The following is a 15,381-nucleotide window of genomic DNA, read 5'->3' as shown; positions in this document are numbered from 1 at the left end:
TCGTGACCACTCGGCGTCGCGGCGGCGGTACGTCGTGACCACGCGCTGACCGGCGGCCGGGTGTGGTGGAGCTGACCGTGCGCCCGCGTGGGCTCTGCGGCGGAGGTGGGACGGGCCTCCAGGCCGGAGCGGCCGGGGAGGCCGGGGTGGACCGCCGCCGGTGCGTGCGCGAGTGGTCACGACATGCCGTGGGCTGGATGCAGAGGGTGCAGGAACAGTCGGCTGAGGGCCGCGCGAGCGACGGTTCGCGCCCACTCGGCGTCGTGGGCCCGCGGCGCGCCCCGGGGTGCTCCACCGGCTGCGAAAGTCCTCCACTTTCCTCCACGGCTGCTCCGGCCCTCGCGAACCGCATGGATCCGGGCATCCACGGTCATCCCCGCGTGGTGCATTCCAGCCTCGATGCCCCCAGTAGGGGTGTCTCGGGCGGAAAAGGGAGCGGATTCCTGGTCGAGGGGAGGGGAGTGGAGTAAAGTGGGGCTTGCAACGGTCCGGTGGAGCGGAGGGGAGGCCCGACGTGCTGCTCGGTACTCATGCCCCGAAGCTCGACGAGAAGGGTCGCGTGATCCTCCCCGCCAAGTTCCGGGACGAACTGTCCGGCGGGCTCGTGATGACCCGCGGCCAGGAACGCTGCGTCGTGGTCTTCAGCGCCCGGACGTTCGAGGAACTCCACGAGCGCATCCGGACCGCCCCGATGACGTCGAAGCGCACCAGGGACTACATGCGTCTGTTCCTCTCGGGGGCCAGCGCCGAACAGCCCGACAAGCAGAACCGCGTGACGATCCCGCAGAACCTCCGCGAGTACGCGGGGCTCGAGCGGGACCTCACGGTCATCGGCAGCGGTGACCGTGCCGAGATCTGGTCCACCCCCGCGTGGGAGGCCTACTACGCCGAAGCCGAAGAGGCATTCGCCGACAACGACGAGGAGGTGATCCCGGGGATCTTCTGATCCGCGGATCGGGACTCCCAGCCGTGAAGCCCTGACGCCACTTCCCCGGTGTCAGGTCGCATGGATGGGGATCCGGACCCACGGCCCAGGAGACGAGGGGCTGCACATGGCCGACAACGACAACGAGACGCCACGCTTCCCGCACACGCCGGTGATGCTCCAGCGCATCGTCGACCTCTTCACGCCGACGCTCGAGGGCCCGGGCAAGGTCGTCGTCGACGCCACGCTCGGCATGGGCGGCCACTCCGAGGGCCTGCTCGAGCGGTTCCCGGAGCTGACGCTCATCGGACTCGACCGCGACACCGACGCACTCGGCATCGCGGGGGAGCGCCTGGCCCGCTTCGGCGACCGCGTCCGCCTCGTGCACACCGTGTACGACGGCATCGTCGACGCGATCGAGGGCGAGGGCTTCACGAAGGTCGACGGTGTGCTGTTCGACCTCGGCGTGAGCTCGCTGCAGCTCGACCGGGCCGAGCGCGGGTTCGCGTACAGCCAGGACGCACCGCTCGACATGCGCATGGACCGGACCGAGGGGCAGACCGCCGCCGACGTCCTGGCCACCTACGACGAGAGCGAACTCCGCCGCATCTTCCAGCGCTACGGCGAGGAGAAGCTCGCCGGCCGTTACGCCCGAGCGATCGTCGAGCGGCGGGCGACGAAGCCGTTCGAGATGTCCGGCGACCTGGTCCAGGTGCTGCACGACGCGACCCCGGTCGCCATCCAGCGCCAGGGGCACCCGGCCAAGCGTGTCTTCCAGGCGCTCCGCATCGAGGTCAACGCCGAACTGAGCGTGCTCGAGCGGGCGATCCCGGCGGCGCTCGACGCCATCGCGGTCGGCGGCCGGATCGTCGTCGAGTCGTACCAGTCCCTCGAGGACCGCATCGTCAAGCGGGCCCTGGTGGAGCGCACGAAGTCGAGCGCCCCCGCCGGCCTGCCGGTGGAGCTGCCCGAGCACGCCCCGACCTTCTCCCTGATCGTCAAGGGCGCCGAGCTGGCCGACGAGGCCGAACGCGCCGCCAACCCCCGAGCAACCCCCGTGCGCCTGCGCGCGGCCGAGCGGATCCGGAACTGACATGAGCACGAACCTCGCACTCGTCGACCCTGCGGTCGTCCCGTCGCGGGCCCCGCGCCCCGACCGTCAGCACCGCCCCGAGCTGGTCGAGGTCACCCCGACCGCGGCCCAGCGCCGGGCACGCCCCCGCATCGGGTACGCCGTGGTGGCCGTCGCCGCGCTCGGAATCCTGCTGCTGGCCCAGCTCGGCATCAGCATGGTGCTCAGCCAGGGCGCCTACACGCTCAACTCGCTGTCGGCCGAGCAGACGAACCTGTCCCGCACGCAGCAGTCGCTGTCCGAGCAGCTCCGGGTCCTCGACTCACCGCAGAACCTGGCCCGCAACGCGCAGTCGCTCGGCATGATCGCCAACTCGACACCCGTGTACCTCGACCCGAAGACCGGTCGGGTGTACGGCACGCCGACGCCGGCGAAGCCCGACGAGGCCACGGCGTCCACCGAGAACCAGGTGCCGAACTCGCTGCTGAACGACGTCCCGCTGGCCACGAAGCCGGGGGACACCTCCACCAGCAAGGAGACGGGCACGACGAGCACGACGGACACGTCGGGCACGTCGAGCACGAAGGACTCGGCGGGCGCCACGGGTACCGCGGGATCCACCGACAGCACCGCCACGTCTGAGAAGACGAGCGGCGCCAGCGCGTCGGACCAGGGGACGGCGAAGTCGTCCGTAGAGTCCGACGCGAACCCGCTCCAGGCGCCCTCCACCCGGTGACCGGCGGGTCCGCCGCACCCTCAGCACCGCCCGGGAAGGACCGCACCGCGTGACGAAGACGATCCGCAACCGACGCCTGCGCTACAGCATCGTGATGCTCGCCGTGATCGCCCTCGTCGGGGTGTTCGTGGTGCGGCTCGTCGACATCCAGGTCGTCCAGGCGTCCGAGCTGAACAAGGCGTCGGCGCAGAAGCGCAGCATCCCCGTGACGATCTACGGCACCCGCGGGTCGATCGTGGACCGCAACGGCACCGAACTCGCCGACAGCGTGACCCGGTACAACATCACGACCTCGCCGCGCCTGGTCAAGCAGTTCAAGGGCAAGCTCGGCGGCACACGCATCAAGGACGTCAGCGTCGGCACCGCCCTCAGCGCGCTGGCGAAGGCCTCCGGGGGCGACGTCGCGACCATGCGGAAGAACATCGCCGCGAACCCGAAGTCCGACTTCGCCTACCTGGTCAAGGGCCTCGACGTGCAGCACTACGAGGCCGTGCGGGCACTCGGCATCCCCTGGCTGTACCCGGAGCCACAGGCGGCGCGGGTGTACCCGACGGGCGCGACCACGGGCAACCTCACCGGCTTCATGGGCACCGACGGCGCCCAGGCCGGCCTGGAGTACTCCTACAACCAGTGCCTGGCGGGCACCAACGGGTCCGAGACGTACGAGCGCGGCGAGGACGGTGTGCAGCTCCCGGGCAGCACCGTGACCACGAAGAAGGCCAAGGACGGCGGCACGCTCGAGACCACGATCGACAGCGACCTGCAGTACATGGCGCAGCAGACCATCGCGTCCGCCGCCAAGACCCTGCAGGCGGAGTCCGCGACGGCGACGGTCACGAGCGTCAAGACGGGTGAGCTGCTCGCGGTCGCCGACTACCCGACGGTGGACCCGAACGACGTCGACGCCACGACCGACAAGGGTGCCTTCGGTTCCCGTGCCCTGACGGCGTCGTACGAGCCGGGCTCCACGATCAAGGCCGCCATCGCCGCCGCGCTGCTCGACCAGGGCAAGTCGAACCCCACCGACCAGGCGGTCGTGCCGTACTCGCGCACGTTCCCCTGGGGCGGCACGATCCACGACTCGGAGTTCCACCCCACCGAGAACCTCACGCTGACCGGCATCCTGCAGAACTCGTCGAACGTCGGCATCACCGAGCTCGGTGCACGGCTGACCGCCCAGCAGCGCTTCGACTACATGAAGAAGTTCGGGCTGTTCGAGCCGGAGACGGCCATCGACTACCCGGGCCAGCCCTCGATGGACTACGGCACGAGCCCGAACTGGGACCAGCAGACGAACATCAACTCGATGTTCGGTCAGGGCATCTCGACGACGGCCGTGCAGGTCGCGAGCGTGTTCCAGACGATCGCGAACGACGGTGTCCGGATCCCGCTGCACTTCGTCAAGGGCTGCACCACGGCCGACGGCAAGACGATCGACGCGCCCGACGTGCAGAAGCAGCGGGTCGTCTCCGCAGCCGCCGCCACGCAGGTCACCGGCATGCTGCAGAGCGTCGTCACGGGTGGCACGCTGGTGGGCATGAAGCCGATCTCCGGCTACAACATCGCCGCGAAGACGGGGACCGCCGAGGTGGCCGAGGGGTCGCAGGGCTACGGCGGTCAGCGCATCACGTCGGTGGCCGGAATGGCACCCGCCGAAGACCCCCAGTATGTTGTCACGGTGACGTTCACGAAGCCGCAGACCAACAAGTGGTCCAGCGGAGCGGCTCCGGCGTTCCGCACACTCATGTCCCAGGTGCTCGAGAAGTACCGAGTAGCCCCCTCCGCGTCCGAGGCGAAGCTCTACCCGTCCACGTGGTGAGGAAGAAGGAACACTTGTCCGCACGGATCCCCCCGGTCCTCCGACCCGAACACCCGACCCCGAGGGCCGTCTCCGAACTCGCCAACGCGTTCGGTCTGCGAGTCGTCGGCTCGGTCGACAGCATCGAGACCACCGGTGTCACCCTGAGCGCCACCGAGGTGCAGCCGGGTGACCTGTTCGTCGGCGTGCACGGTGCGAACCGGCACGGCGCACAGTTCGCGACGGAGGCCGCCGAGCGCGGCGCCGTCGCCGTCCTGACCGACCAGGACGGCGTCGCACTGGTCGAGCCGTCCGGGCTGCCGGTGCTCGTCGTCGACGACCCCCGCGCCGCCCTCGGCGACGTCGCGGCGTGGGTGTACCGCACGCACCCCGACGAGGCCACCGACCTGCCGCAGCTGTTCGCCGTCACCGGCACGAACGGCAAGACGAGCACGTCCTACATCCTCGAGGGCATCCTCAAGCAGCTCGGCCTGGTCACCGGCCTGAGCTCGACCGCCGAGCGCCACATCGGTTCGCTCAGCGTGACGAGCCGCCTGACCACGCCCGAGGCCAGCGAGATGCACGCGCTCCTCGCACGCATGCGCGAGAGCGAGGTCCGCGCGGTCGCCGTCGAGGTCAGTGCCCAGGCCCTCAGCCGGCACCGCGTCGACGGCATCGTCTTCGACGTCGCGGCCTTCACGAACCTGTCGCACGACCACCTCGACGACTACGCCGACATGGAGGAGTACTACCAGGCGAAGCTCCCGCTGTTCCAGCCCGAGCACGCCCGTCGCGGCGTCGTCTCGCTGGACACCGACTGGGGCCACCGCGTGGTGCAGGACTCCCGCATCCCGGTCACCACGATCACCGTGCACCCCGACGTCGAGGCCGAGTGGCACGTCGACATCGTCGAGGCGCACGCCGCCTACACCGAGTTCCGTCTGACCGGCCCCGAGGGCCGCGAACTGACCACCCGTGTGCCGCTGATCGGATGGCACATGGCGGCGAACGCGGCACTCGCGATCGTCATGCTCGTCGAGGGCGGGTTCGAGCTGGGTGCCATCGCGCACGCGCTGGAGAGCAACCACCGCCGCTACCCCGACGAGGACGACGCGAGCGAGCGTGACGGCGACACACACCGCGTCTCCGCCATCGAGTGCTACCTGCCCGGCCGCACCGAGCGCGTCTCCGGCGAGCACGGCCCGAGCGTCTACGTCGACTTCGGCCACAGCGCCGACGCGTTCGAGAACACCCTCGCCGCGGTCCGGCAGTTCACCTCCGGCAAGGTCCTGATGCTGTTCGGCGCCGACGGCGACCGCGACACCACGAAGCGCGGCGACATGGCCCGCGTGGCCGCGGCCGGCAGCGACATCCTCGTCGTCACCGACCACCACCCCCGCTTCGAGGACGCCGCGTCGATCCGGAAGACCCTGGTCGACGCCGCACGTGCGGCGTACCCCGACCACGAGATCCACGAGGTCAGCCCGCCCGAGGCCGCCATCCGCACGGCCGTGAGCCTGGTCGGCGAGGGGGACTCGATCCTCTGGGCCGGCCCGGGTCACCAGGACTACCGCGACATCCAGGGCGTCCGCACGCCGTACTCCGCCCGCGACGAGGCCCGCGTGGCCCTGCGCGAGGCCGGCTGGGAGCCGAACTCCGGTCCGGCGGAGGACGTCCGATGATCGCCATGACCCTCGCCGAGATCGCCACCGCGGTCGGCGGCGAGCTGATCGGCGGCGCGCAGGCGACCGACGTCGCCGAGCCCGGCGACCTGGTCGTCGAGGGCTCGGTCGAGACCGACTCCCGCCTGGTCCGCCCCGGCAGCGTCTTCTTCGCCCTCCCCGGTGAGGTCACCGACGGCCGACGCTTCGTGCCCGCAGCGGTCGACGCCGGTGCCGCCCTGGTGATCACGCCCGAGCGCGTGGACACGACCGCGCCGCAGATCGTCGTCGCCGACGGGTACGAGGCCCTCGCCGCGCTTGCGCACGAGGTCGTCACGCGCGTCCGGATGAGCACCGCGGACCGCGTCGACGCCGACGGTCGCCCGGCACCCCTGCGGGTCGTCGGCATCACCGGCTCGAACGGCAAGACGAGCACGAAGAACATGCTCCGCACGATCCTCGAGCAGCACGGCGCGACCGTCGCGCCCGAGGGCTCGTTCAACAACCACGTCGGCGCACCGATCTCGATGCTCCGAGTGACGTACGACACCCGGTACCTCGTGGTCGAGATGGGCGCGAGCGGCGTCGGCCACATCGCCAAGCTCGTCTCGATCGCCGAGCCCGACCTCGGCGTCGTCCTCAAGGTGGGCCTCGCGCACGCCGGCGAGTTCGGCGGCATCGAGGCGACGCAGCGCGCGAAGTCCGAGATGGTCACCGACCTGCCCGAGACCGCCACGGCCCTGCTCAACGTCGACGACGACCGCGTCGCGTCGATGCGCGACCTGACGGCCGCGCGGGTGGTGGGCTTCGGCACGTCGGCCGAGGCCGACTACCGCATCACCGGCATCGAGACGGACCGCAGCGGCACCCGCTTCACACTCACCGCGCCTCCCGTCCGCCACGAAGGCGACCGTCCGACGGACGCGACCCTGTCTGGGGGCCCGGATCACGTCGACGTGCGCCTCGCGATCCTGGGTGAGCACCACGCCATGAACGCGTCCGCCGCGCTCACCGTGGCCCACCTGTGGGGCGTCCCGCTCGCCGACGGCGCCGCGGCGCTCGCGTCGATGACGCGCGCCGAGCGCTGGCGCATGGAGCTGCTCCAGGGCGGCCCCGAGGGCGTCACCGTCATCAACGACGCGTACAACGCGTCGCCCGACTCCACCGCGGCGGCGCTGCGGACCCTGGCGCAGATCGTGCGCCCGGGGGAGCGGACCGTCGCCGTGCTCGGTGAGATGGCCGAGCTCGGTGAGTACTCCGTCGAGGAGCACGACCGCATCGGTCGGCTCGTCGTCCGCCTCGGCATCGGACAGCTCGTGGTCGTCGGCCGCGGCGCGATGCCCATCCACCAGGCCGCCACCCTCGAGGGATCGTGGGACGGCGAGTCCGTGTACATCGAGGACGTCGACGACGCCGTCCGTGCCATGCAGGAGATGCTCCGCCCCGGCGACGTCGTCCTCGTCAAGTCCTCGAAGTCTGCCGAACTGCGATTCCTCGGCGACCGCCTCGGAGGTGTCACCGAATGATCGCGCTCCTCATCGCCGGCGCCACGTCGCTGGTGTTCACGTTGCTGCTCACCCCGTCCTTCATCAAGCTCTTCCACCGTCTCGGGTGGGGGCAGTTCATCCGTGACGACGGTCCGCAGTCCCACCACACCAAGCGCGGGACCGCCACCATGGGCGGCATCGTCCTGATCATCGGTGCGGTGATCGGGTACTTCGTCGGCCACCTGATCGGAGGCGACTCGATCACGCTGTCCGGCCTGCTCGTGCTGTTCCTGATGGTCGGGCTCGGGTTCGTCGGCTTCATCGACGACTTCCTCAAGGTGCGTCGTCAGCGGAGCCTCGGGCTCGGCGGCTGGGCCAAGATCCTCGGCCAGGTCATCGTCGGCGTCATCTTCGCGACGATCGCCCTGGTCGTGCCCACGTCGAACGGCAAGCCGCCGGCGTCCACGATGATCTCGGCGATCCGCGACGTGCCGTGGCTCGACTTCATGGCGCTCGGCACCGTCATCGGCACCGTGCTGTTCCTCGCCTGGATCGTCCTGCTGACGGTGTCCACGTCGAACGGCGTGAACGTGGCCGACGGGCTCGACGGCCTGGCCACCGGGTCGAGCATCCTGGCGATCGGCTCGTACGTCATCATCGGCTTCTGGCAGTCGAACCAGATCTGCGGCGGGGCACGGCTCGACTCGAACACCGCACACGCCTGCTACACCGTCTCGAACCCGCTCGACCTCGCCGTGGTCGCGGCCGCGGTCTGCGGTGGGCTCATCGGGTTCCTCTGGTACAACACCTCGCCGGCGCAGATCTTCCTCGGTGACACCGGGTCGCTCGGCCTCGGCGGTGCCCTGGCCGGCCTCGCGATCCTCAGCCGCACCGAGCTGCTGCTCATCCTCATCGGTGGCCTGTTCTTCATCGTCACCGGCTCCGTCATCCTGCAGCGGGCCTACTTCAAGATCACCCACGGCAAGCGCATCTTCCTGATGAGTCCGCTGCACCACCACTTCGAATTGAAGGGGTGGGCCGAGGTGACCGTCGTCGTCCGCTTCTGGATCATCGCCGGGCTCTTCGTCGCGGCGGGGGTCGGACTCTTCTACCTCGAATGGATCGCACGCGTTGGTTGACCCGGTGTCCTCGCCGTCCCGCCTCCAGTCCCTCGACAGCTGGTACTCCGAGGGGTGGAAGGGGCTCAACGTCGCCGTCCTCGGCCTCGGGGCCACCGGGTTCTCGGTCGCCGACACGCTCGTGGAGCTCGGCAGCGAGGTGACGGTCTACTCGTCCGACGCCCCCGCCGACAGCGTCGAGCTGCTCGACGTGATCGGTGCCCGGTTCCTGCAGGCGCCGCTCGACACCGTGCCGGACGCCCTCGTGCAGCAGGCACCCGACGTGGTCATCGTGTCGCCGGGGCTGCCCCCGCACAACGCCACCGTGCAGTGGTCGGTGACGAACAGCACCGTCTGGGGCGACATCGAGCTCGCCTGGCGTGTGCGCGACAAGGTCGTCCGCGGCCCGGTCGCGGCCCCCTGGATCACGATCACGGGCACGAACGGCAAGACGACGACGACACAGCTCACGACCGCGATGTACGAGGCCGGCGGCCTGCGTGCCGTCGCGTGCGGGAACATCGGCGTGCCGGTGCTCGACGTCGTGCGCGACCCGGTCGGCTACGACGTGCTCGTCGTCGAGCTCTCGAGCCACCAGCTGCACTACGCGGCGACGTCCGGTGACGGCGCCGTGGTGCCGCTCGCGAGCGCCTGCCTCAACATCGCCGACGACCACCTGGAGTGGCACGGCTCCGCCGAGGCGTACCGCGCGGCGAAGGCCAAGGTCTACGAGCGCACCGTGATGGCGTGCGTCTACAACACCTCGGACGAGGCCACCCGGCAGATGGTGCAGGAGGCCGACGTGGTGGAGGGCTGCCGTGCGGTCGGCTTCACCCCCGGCGTCCCCGCTCCCGGTGACGTCGGCATCGTCGAGGACGTCCTGTGCGACCGGGCCTTCAACGAGGACCGCCGCAACAGCGCGCTCGAGCTGTCGACCATCGCCGACCTCGAGGCCGCCGGGCTCGCCAGCCCGCACATGACCATGAACGTCCTGGCCGCCGCTGCCCTGGCCCGTGCCGGCACCGTCCAGCCGAGCGCCATCCAGTCGGCCGTCCGGGCGTTCCGCGCCGACCACCACCGCACCGAGCTCGTCGCCCAGGCGGACGGCATCACCTGGGTCGACGACTCCAAGGCCACGAACCCGCACGCCGCCACCGCGTCGCTCGCGTCGTTCGACACCGTGGTGTGGATCGTCGGCGGTCTGTTCAAGGGCGTCGACGTCGACGGGCTGGTCGAGCGCTTCGGCCCCGGCGTCCGCGCCGTCGTGGTCATCGGCACCGACCGGACCCCGGTCCTCGAGGCATTCGCGCGACACGCGTCCACGGTCCCGGTGCTCCAGGTCGAGACGACGGACACTGATCAGGTCATGCGCGAGGCGGTCCGGCATGCCGCATCGGTCGCGAGGCCGGGCGACACCGTCCTCCTCGCCCCGGCGGCTGCGTCGTTCGACCAGTTCGGCTCCTACGCCGACCGGGGGCAGCGTTTCGCAGCCGCGGTCAACGAGCACCTGGGAGGAGAAGTCGATGGCGACGACACCGACGGATCTTCCGAACAGCCGTAACGGCCGGACCGCGACGACCCCACGACGGACGAACGGCGCGATCGTCGCCGTCAAGAACGTCTTCGTCGCGGAGTCCAGCACCTTCTACACGATCCTCGGCGTCACGCTGTTCCTCGTCGTCTTCGGCGTCGTGATGGTGCTGTCCTCGTCGAGCGTCGAGGAGTACGCGGCGACCCACGACTTCTTCGGGGCGGCGTCCCGCCAGGGCCTGTACGCCGTGCTCGGCGTGCCGCTCATGCTCATCGCCAGCCGGGTCCCGACCCGGATCTGGCGGAAGTGGGCGATGCGGCTGCTCGGTGCGGCGCTCGTCCTGCAGCTGCTCGTGTTCACCCCGCTCGGCATCGACATCCAGGGCAACCGGAACTGGATCGAACTCGGGTCGTTCACCGCGCAGCCGTCCGAGGTCGTGAAGCTCGGCCTGGTGCTCGGCATCGGCGCCATCATCTACGTCAAGCGGGACAAGCTCGACGACTGGAAAGAGGTGTTCATCCCGATCGGGATCGCCTCGATGCTCTCGCTCGGGCTCGTCGTCCTCGGCGGTGACCAGGGCACCGCGATGGTCATGCTCATCCTGGTGTTCGGCGCGCTGTACATCGGCGGCGTCCGCGCCCGGCACCTGCTCGTCGGCCTCGGCGCGTTCGCCGTGATGCTGCCCTTCGTGACGATGGCCTCGGCCTCGCGCTCGACCCGCATCAGCGCCTGGCTGTCGGGATGCACCGACACCAGCCAGTACCAGGACATCTGCTGGCAGCCCGTGCACGGCATGTGGGCGCTCGCGTCCGGCGGCGTGTTCGGCGTCGGCCTCGGCAACTCGAAGGCGAAGTGGTCGTGGCTGCCCGAGGCGGACAACGACTACATCTTCGCGATCATCGGCGAGGAGCTCGGCCTGATCGGCGCCGTCGTGGTGCTCAGCCTGTTCGTGGTGCTCGCCGTCGGCATGATCAAGATCATCCGGCAGTCCCGCGACCCCTTCGTGAAGACCGTCACCGGTGGCATCCTCGCGTGGATCATCGGCCAGGCGCTCATCAACATCGCCGTCGTGCTCGGCCTGCTGCCCGTCCTCGGTGTGCCCCTGCCACTCATCTCGGCCGGTGGTTCGGCCCTCATCATGACCCTGGTGGCGATCGGCGTCGTGCTCTCCTTCGCCCGTGACCTGCCCGGCAAGAACGACCCCGGCCTGACGAACGCCCCACTCGGCCGGACCTCCACGAACGGACCACTGCGGTGAGCAAGTACCTCTTCGCCGGCGGCGGCACCGCCGGCCACGTCAACCCCCTGCTCGCGGTCGCCGACCGGCTGACGGAGCGGGAGCCGGGCGCCGAGGTGCTCGTGCTGGGCACCGCCGAGGGCCTGGAGTCCCGTCTCGTCCCGATGCGCGGCTACGAGCTGCTGACGATCCCGCGCCTGCCGTTCCCGCGGAAGCTGAACGGAGCCGCCCTGCGCTTCCCGCAGCGGTTCGCGGCGGCGGTCAAGCGGACCGAGCAGATCATCCGCGACCACGAGATCGAGGTGGTCCTCGGTGTCGGTGGCTACGCGGCCGCTCCGGCGTACATCGCCGCCCGCCGCACCGGCACCCCGATCGTCGTGCACGAGCAGAACGCGAAGCCCGGGCTGGCGAACCGCCTCGCCGCCTTCCTGACCGAGCACGTCGGCCTCACCTTCTCGAACACGCGCCTACGTCACGGCCGCGTCGTCGGCATGCCGCTCCGTCGCGAGATCGAGTCGCTCGACCGCCGTGCCGTCCGGGCCGAGGGGCTCGCCGAGTTCGGGCTCGACCCGGACCGGCCCGTGCTGCTCGTGACCGGTGGCTCCTCGGGCGCACGGAGCATCAACCGGACGATCAACAAGTCCGCCGCCGCCATCGTGGGTGCCGGCTGGCAGGTCCTGCACGTCGTGGGCGCCGCGTCGGACATCGGCCCGAGCGACCTCGACGGCTACCACGTGCTGCCCTACTGCGACCGGATGGACCTGGCGTACGCGGCGAGCGACTTCGTCGTGTCGCGCTCCGGTGCCGGGATGGTGTGCGAGCTGACCGCCGTCGGGCTGCCGAGCGTGCTCGTGCCGTACCCGGTGGGCAACGGTGAGCAGCGCCACAACGCGAAGGACGTCGTCGACGCCGGGGGAGCCGTCCTGGTGGCGGACGGGGAATTCGACCAGGACTGGGTGACGTTCCAGCTGCTGAGCATCCTGCAGGACCGCTCCCGCATCGCGGACATGACGGTGCGGGCGGGCAGCGTCGGCCACCGCGACGGCGCCGACCGGATGACCGACCTGGTCCTCGACGCCGCGAAGCAGGCCCCCAGCACCACGGAGGAACGATGACCATCAAGCCGGACCTGACCCAGCCGATCCCGGACGACCTGGGCACGGTGCACTTCGTCGGCATCGGCGGCGCGGGCATGAGCGGGATCGCCCGGATGTTCCTCGCCGCCGGGCACCGCGTCACTGGCAGCGACTCCCGCGAGACGGAGACGACCGGCACGATGCGCGACCTCGGCGCGACCGTGCACATCGGTCACGACGCCGCGAACGTCGGCCAGGCCGACACCATCGTCGTCACGAGCGCGCTCTGGCCCGACAACCCCGAGCTCCTCGAGGCGCAGCGCCGCGGTCTGCCGGTGCTGCACCGCTCGCAGGCCCTCGCCGCCCTGATCGCCGAGCACCGTCTGGTCGCGGTCGCGGGTGCGCACGGCAAGACCACCTCGACCGGCATGATCGTCACCGCGATGGTCGAGCTCGGCCTCGACCCGAGCTTCGTCAACGGCGGCGTCATCCAGTCCCTCGGCACGAGTTCGGCCCCGGGGTCCAGCGACCTCTTCGTGGTCGAGGCCGACGAGTCCGACGGCTCGTTCCTGCTCTACGACGTCGCCGTGGCACTGATCACCAACGTCGACGCCGACCACCTGGACCACTACGGCAGCGAGGAGGCCTTCACCGAGGCCTTCGTCGAGTTCGCCGCGAAGGCGAGCGAGCGCGTCGTCATCTCGAGCGACGACGCCGGTGCGAAGACGGTCACCGCCGGCATCCGCCAGCGCGCCGACGCCCCCGAGATCGTCACGTTCGGCGAGGCCGTCGACGCGGACGTCCGCATCGAGGGCATCACCGAGTCGGCCGGTGTCGAGGTCGACTTCCGCGCCGGTGGCGAGGCGTACCACCTGACCCTCCGCGTGCCCGGCCGCCACAACGCGATCAACGCCGTCGGCGCCTTCGCAGTCCTGACCGGCCTCGGCGTCGCCCCGGCCGACGCGGTCCGCGGGCTCGAGGCGTTCGGTGGCACCCAGCGCCGCTTCGAGCTGCACGGTGTCGAGCGCGGCGTCTCGGTCTACGACGACTACGCGCACCACCCGACCGAGGTCGCCGCGGCGCTCAAGGCCGCCCGCAACGTCGTCGGCGACGGTCGCATCATCGCGATCCACCAGCCGCACCTGTACTCGCGCACCCGCCTGATGGCCGGCGACTTCGCCAAGGTGTACGAGGAGCTCGCCGACCACACGGTCGTGCTCGACGTCTACGGCGCCCGCGAGGACCCGGAGCCCGGCGTGACCGGCGCCCTGGTGCAGGAGCGCTTCGCCGACCAGTCCCGCGTCGAGTTCCTGCCCGACTGGGACGAAGCGGCGGCCCGCGCGGCCGCGGTCGCCCGTGACGGCGACATCATCATGACGCTCAGCTGCGGCGACGTGTACCGGATCATCCCGCAGGTGCTCGGCGCCCTGGGCACCGACGGAGCGTCGTCCCGGTGAAGCGCCCCGAGGGGTTCGACGAGGGGGACGCCCGCAGGGACGCCCCGGCCGAGGCTGCGGAAGCGCCCCGGCAGCGTCGTGGTCCCTCGAAGCCGCGGCTGCCGTTCCGCGGACGCGTCGCCGACGACCGGGAGGCCCGTCCCGCGTCCGCCCCGGACGCCCCGGTCGACGAGACGGTCGCCGACACCGCCGAGCCCACCCCCGCGGACCGGCCCGCCGCCGACACGTCGGGTCCGCACCGGGACCGCGTCGGCGCGTTCGCCGGCGCGGCCGGACGCCGGTTCGGCGCCGGGCTCTCCACCGTCGCCGACCGCCTGCGCGAGTACACCCCGAACGAGGACCACCGGGACCCGGAGGCCGACCGTCGCGACGCGGAACGCCGAGCGGCCTCGAGCGGTGGAGCCGACCGCGACGCGACCGTGACCGACGTGCTCGACGCGGGCAGTGCCTCCCGGACCGACCAGCACGCCGAGGCGCCCATCGGGGCGCGGGTGCGCGCTGCCGAGACCGCCCGCGAGGCGCGCATCGCGAAGCGGCGCCGCCGGCTGCTCGAGCGTGCCGAGGTCCGCCGGTTCACCCGGCGCAGCCGGCACCGTCGCGCCGCGTGGATCACGGCGGCGAGCGTCGTCCTGGTGCTCGGGGTCTCGATCCTCGTCGCGGTGTTCTCCCCGTTGATGGCGCTCCGCACGATCGAGGTCAAGGGCACGAACCGGGTCGACGAGTCCGCGCTGCGCCAGGCGCTGTCCGACCAGATCGGCACGCCCCTGGCCCGGCTCGACTTCGACGCGATCAAGCGGGACGTCGCCGGGTTCCCGCTCATCGAGAGCTACGTGACCGAAGAGGCCCCGCCGCACACGCTCGTCGTCACGGTGACCGAGCGCACGCCGGTGGTCGCGGTGCGCTCCGGCAGCACCTTCGACCTCGTCGACCCCGCGGGCATCGTCGTCCAGTCGTCGCCGAAGCGCCCGGCGACCATGCCGCTCGCCGACATCGCCCGTGCGCGTCTGGGGTCCTCGAGCTTCCGCACCATGACCGAGGTCGTGCTGGCGCTGCCCTCGACGGTCCGGTCCCAGGTGACGCGCGTCGCCGGGTCGACGGCCGACGACGTCACCCTGACGCTCAAGGACGGCTCGACCGTCGTGTGGGGGAGCCCGGACGACTCGGACGCGAAGGCGGAACTGCTCGCCGCACTGGTCAAGGACCACGCGGCGCGGAACCCCGGCGTCGTCGTCGAGTACGACGTCTCGGCACCGGACAACGGCGTGATCCGCGCCAAGGACTGA

Annotated in this window: 12 protein-coding genes; all 12 read left to right on the top strand. The window is 71.0% G+C overall.

What is annotated here, in order from left to right; all coding sequences use genetic code 11:
• Positions 1-514 precede the first annotated feature (514 nt).
• The 12 genes from mraZ (at position 515) to DEJ04_RS11650 (ending at position 15,381) form a co-directional block, all read left to right on the top strand.
• Complete coding sequence (mraZ, locus tag DEJ04_RS11705; protein WP_017886616.1) at positions 515-946, top strand: division/cell wall cluster transcriptional repressor MraZ; 432 nt, start codon at positions 515-517, stop codon at positions 944-946.
• A gap of 106 nt (positions 947-1,052) precedes the next feature.
• Positions 1,053-2,018, top strand: coding sequence for a 16S rRNA (cytosine(1402)-N(4))-methyltransferase RsmH (gene rsmH / locus DEJ04_RS11700; protein ID WP_111047166.1), 966 nt, complete (start codon positions 1,053-1,055; stop codon positions 2,016-2,018).
• Position 2,019: 1 nt separating this feature from the next.
• Positions 2,020-2,733 carry a hypothetical protein gene (locus DEJ04_RS11695; RefSeq protein ID WP_111047165.1) on the top strand — a complete coding sequence of 238 codons (714 nt, stop codon included), beginning with the start codon at positions 2,020-2,022 and terminating at the stop codon, positions 2,731-2,733.
• 49 nt (positions 2,734-2,782) lie between these two features.
• Positions 2,783-4,552, top strand: a complete 1,770-nt coding sequence (locus DEJ04_RS11690) for a penicillin-binding protein 2 (protein ID WP_111023101.1) — start codon at positions 2,783-2,785, stop codon at positions 4,550-4,552.
• Between the two features lie 14 nt (positions 4,553-4,566).
• On the top strand, positions 4,567-6,213 hold the full coding sequence (locus DEJ04_RS11685) for a Mur ligase family protein (RefSeq protein WP_111047164.1): 1,647 nt from the start codon (positions 4,567-4,569) through the stop codon (positions 6,211-6,213).
• Positions 6,210-7,718: a UDP-N-acetylmuramoyl-tripeptide--D-alanyl-D-alanine ligase gene (murF, locus tag DEJ04_RS11680; protein ID WP_111047163.1), complete on the top strand. Its 1,509-nt coding sequence runs from the start codon at positions 6,210-6,212 to the stop codon at positions 7,716-7,718. Before DEJ04_RS11685 ends, murF begins: the two co-directional genes overlap by 4 nt.
• Positions 7,715-8,818 (top strand): phospho-N-acetylmuramoyl-pentapeptide-transferase, encoded by a 1,104-nt coding sequence (mraY, locus tag DEJ04_RS11675; RefSeq protein WP_071405416.1) that lies wholly within the window; start codon positions 7,715-7,717, stop codon positions 8,816-8,818. Before murF ends, mraY begins: the two co-directional genes overlap by 4 nt.
• A 4-nt stretch (positions 8,819-8,822) precedes the next feature.
• The gene (murD, locus tag DEJ04_RS11670; RefSeq protein ID WP_111047162.1) at positions 8,823-10,358 is read left to right on the top strand and encodes a UDP-N-acetylmuramoyl-L-alanine--D-glutamate ligase; all 1,536 of its coding nucleotides are present in this window, start codon (positions 8,823-8,825) and stop codon (positions 10,356-10,358) included.
• A complete protein-coding gene (ftsW, locus tag DEJ04_RS11665; RefSeq protein WP_071405418.1) occupies positions 10,321-11,586 on the top strand; it encodes a putative lipid II flippase FtsW in 1,266 nt (421 codons plus the stop codon). Before murD ends, ftsW begins: the two co-directional genes overlap by 38 nt.
• The gene (gene murG, locus DEJ04_RS11660; protein ID WP_071405419.1) at positions 11,583-12,680 is read left to right on the top strand and encodes an undecaprenyldiphospho-muramoylpentapeptide beta-N-acetylglucosaminyltransferase; all 1,098 of its coding nucleotides are present in this window, start codon (positions 11,583-11,585) and stop codon (positions 12,678-12,680) included. The genes ftsW and murG overlap by 4 nt, the downstream gene beginning before the upstream one ends.
• A complete protein-coding gene (gene murC / locus DEJ04_RS11655; protein ID WP_111047161.1) occupies positions 12,677-14,098 on the top strand; it encodes a UDP-N-acetylmuramate--L-alanine ligase in 1,422 nt (473 codons plus the stop codon). The genes murG and murC overlap by 4 nt, the downstream gene beginning before the upstream one ends.
• Entirely contained in the window at positions 14,095-15,381 is a 1,287-nt protein-coding gene (locus DEJ04_RS11650) for an FtsQ-type POTRA domain-containing protein (protein WP_111047160.1), read from the top strand. The genes murC and DEJ04_RS11650 overlap by 4 nt, the downstream gene beginning before the upstream one ends.

Origin of the sequence: Curtobacterium sp. MCLR17_044 (assembly GCF_003234435.1) — a bacterium.
Lineage (GTDB): Bacteria > Actinomycetota > Actinomycetes > Actinomycetales > Microbacteriaceae > Curtobacterium > Curtobacterium flaccumfaciens.
The sequence above is the reverse complement of the archived record's forward strand: the minus strand, read 5'-3'. Positions and strand labels throughout refer to the sequence as shown.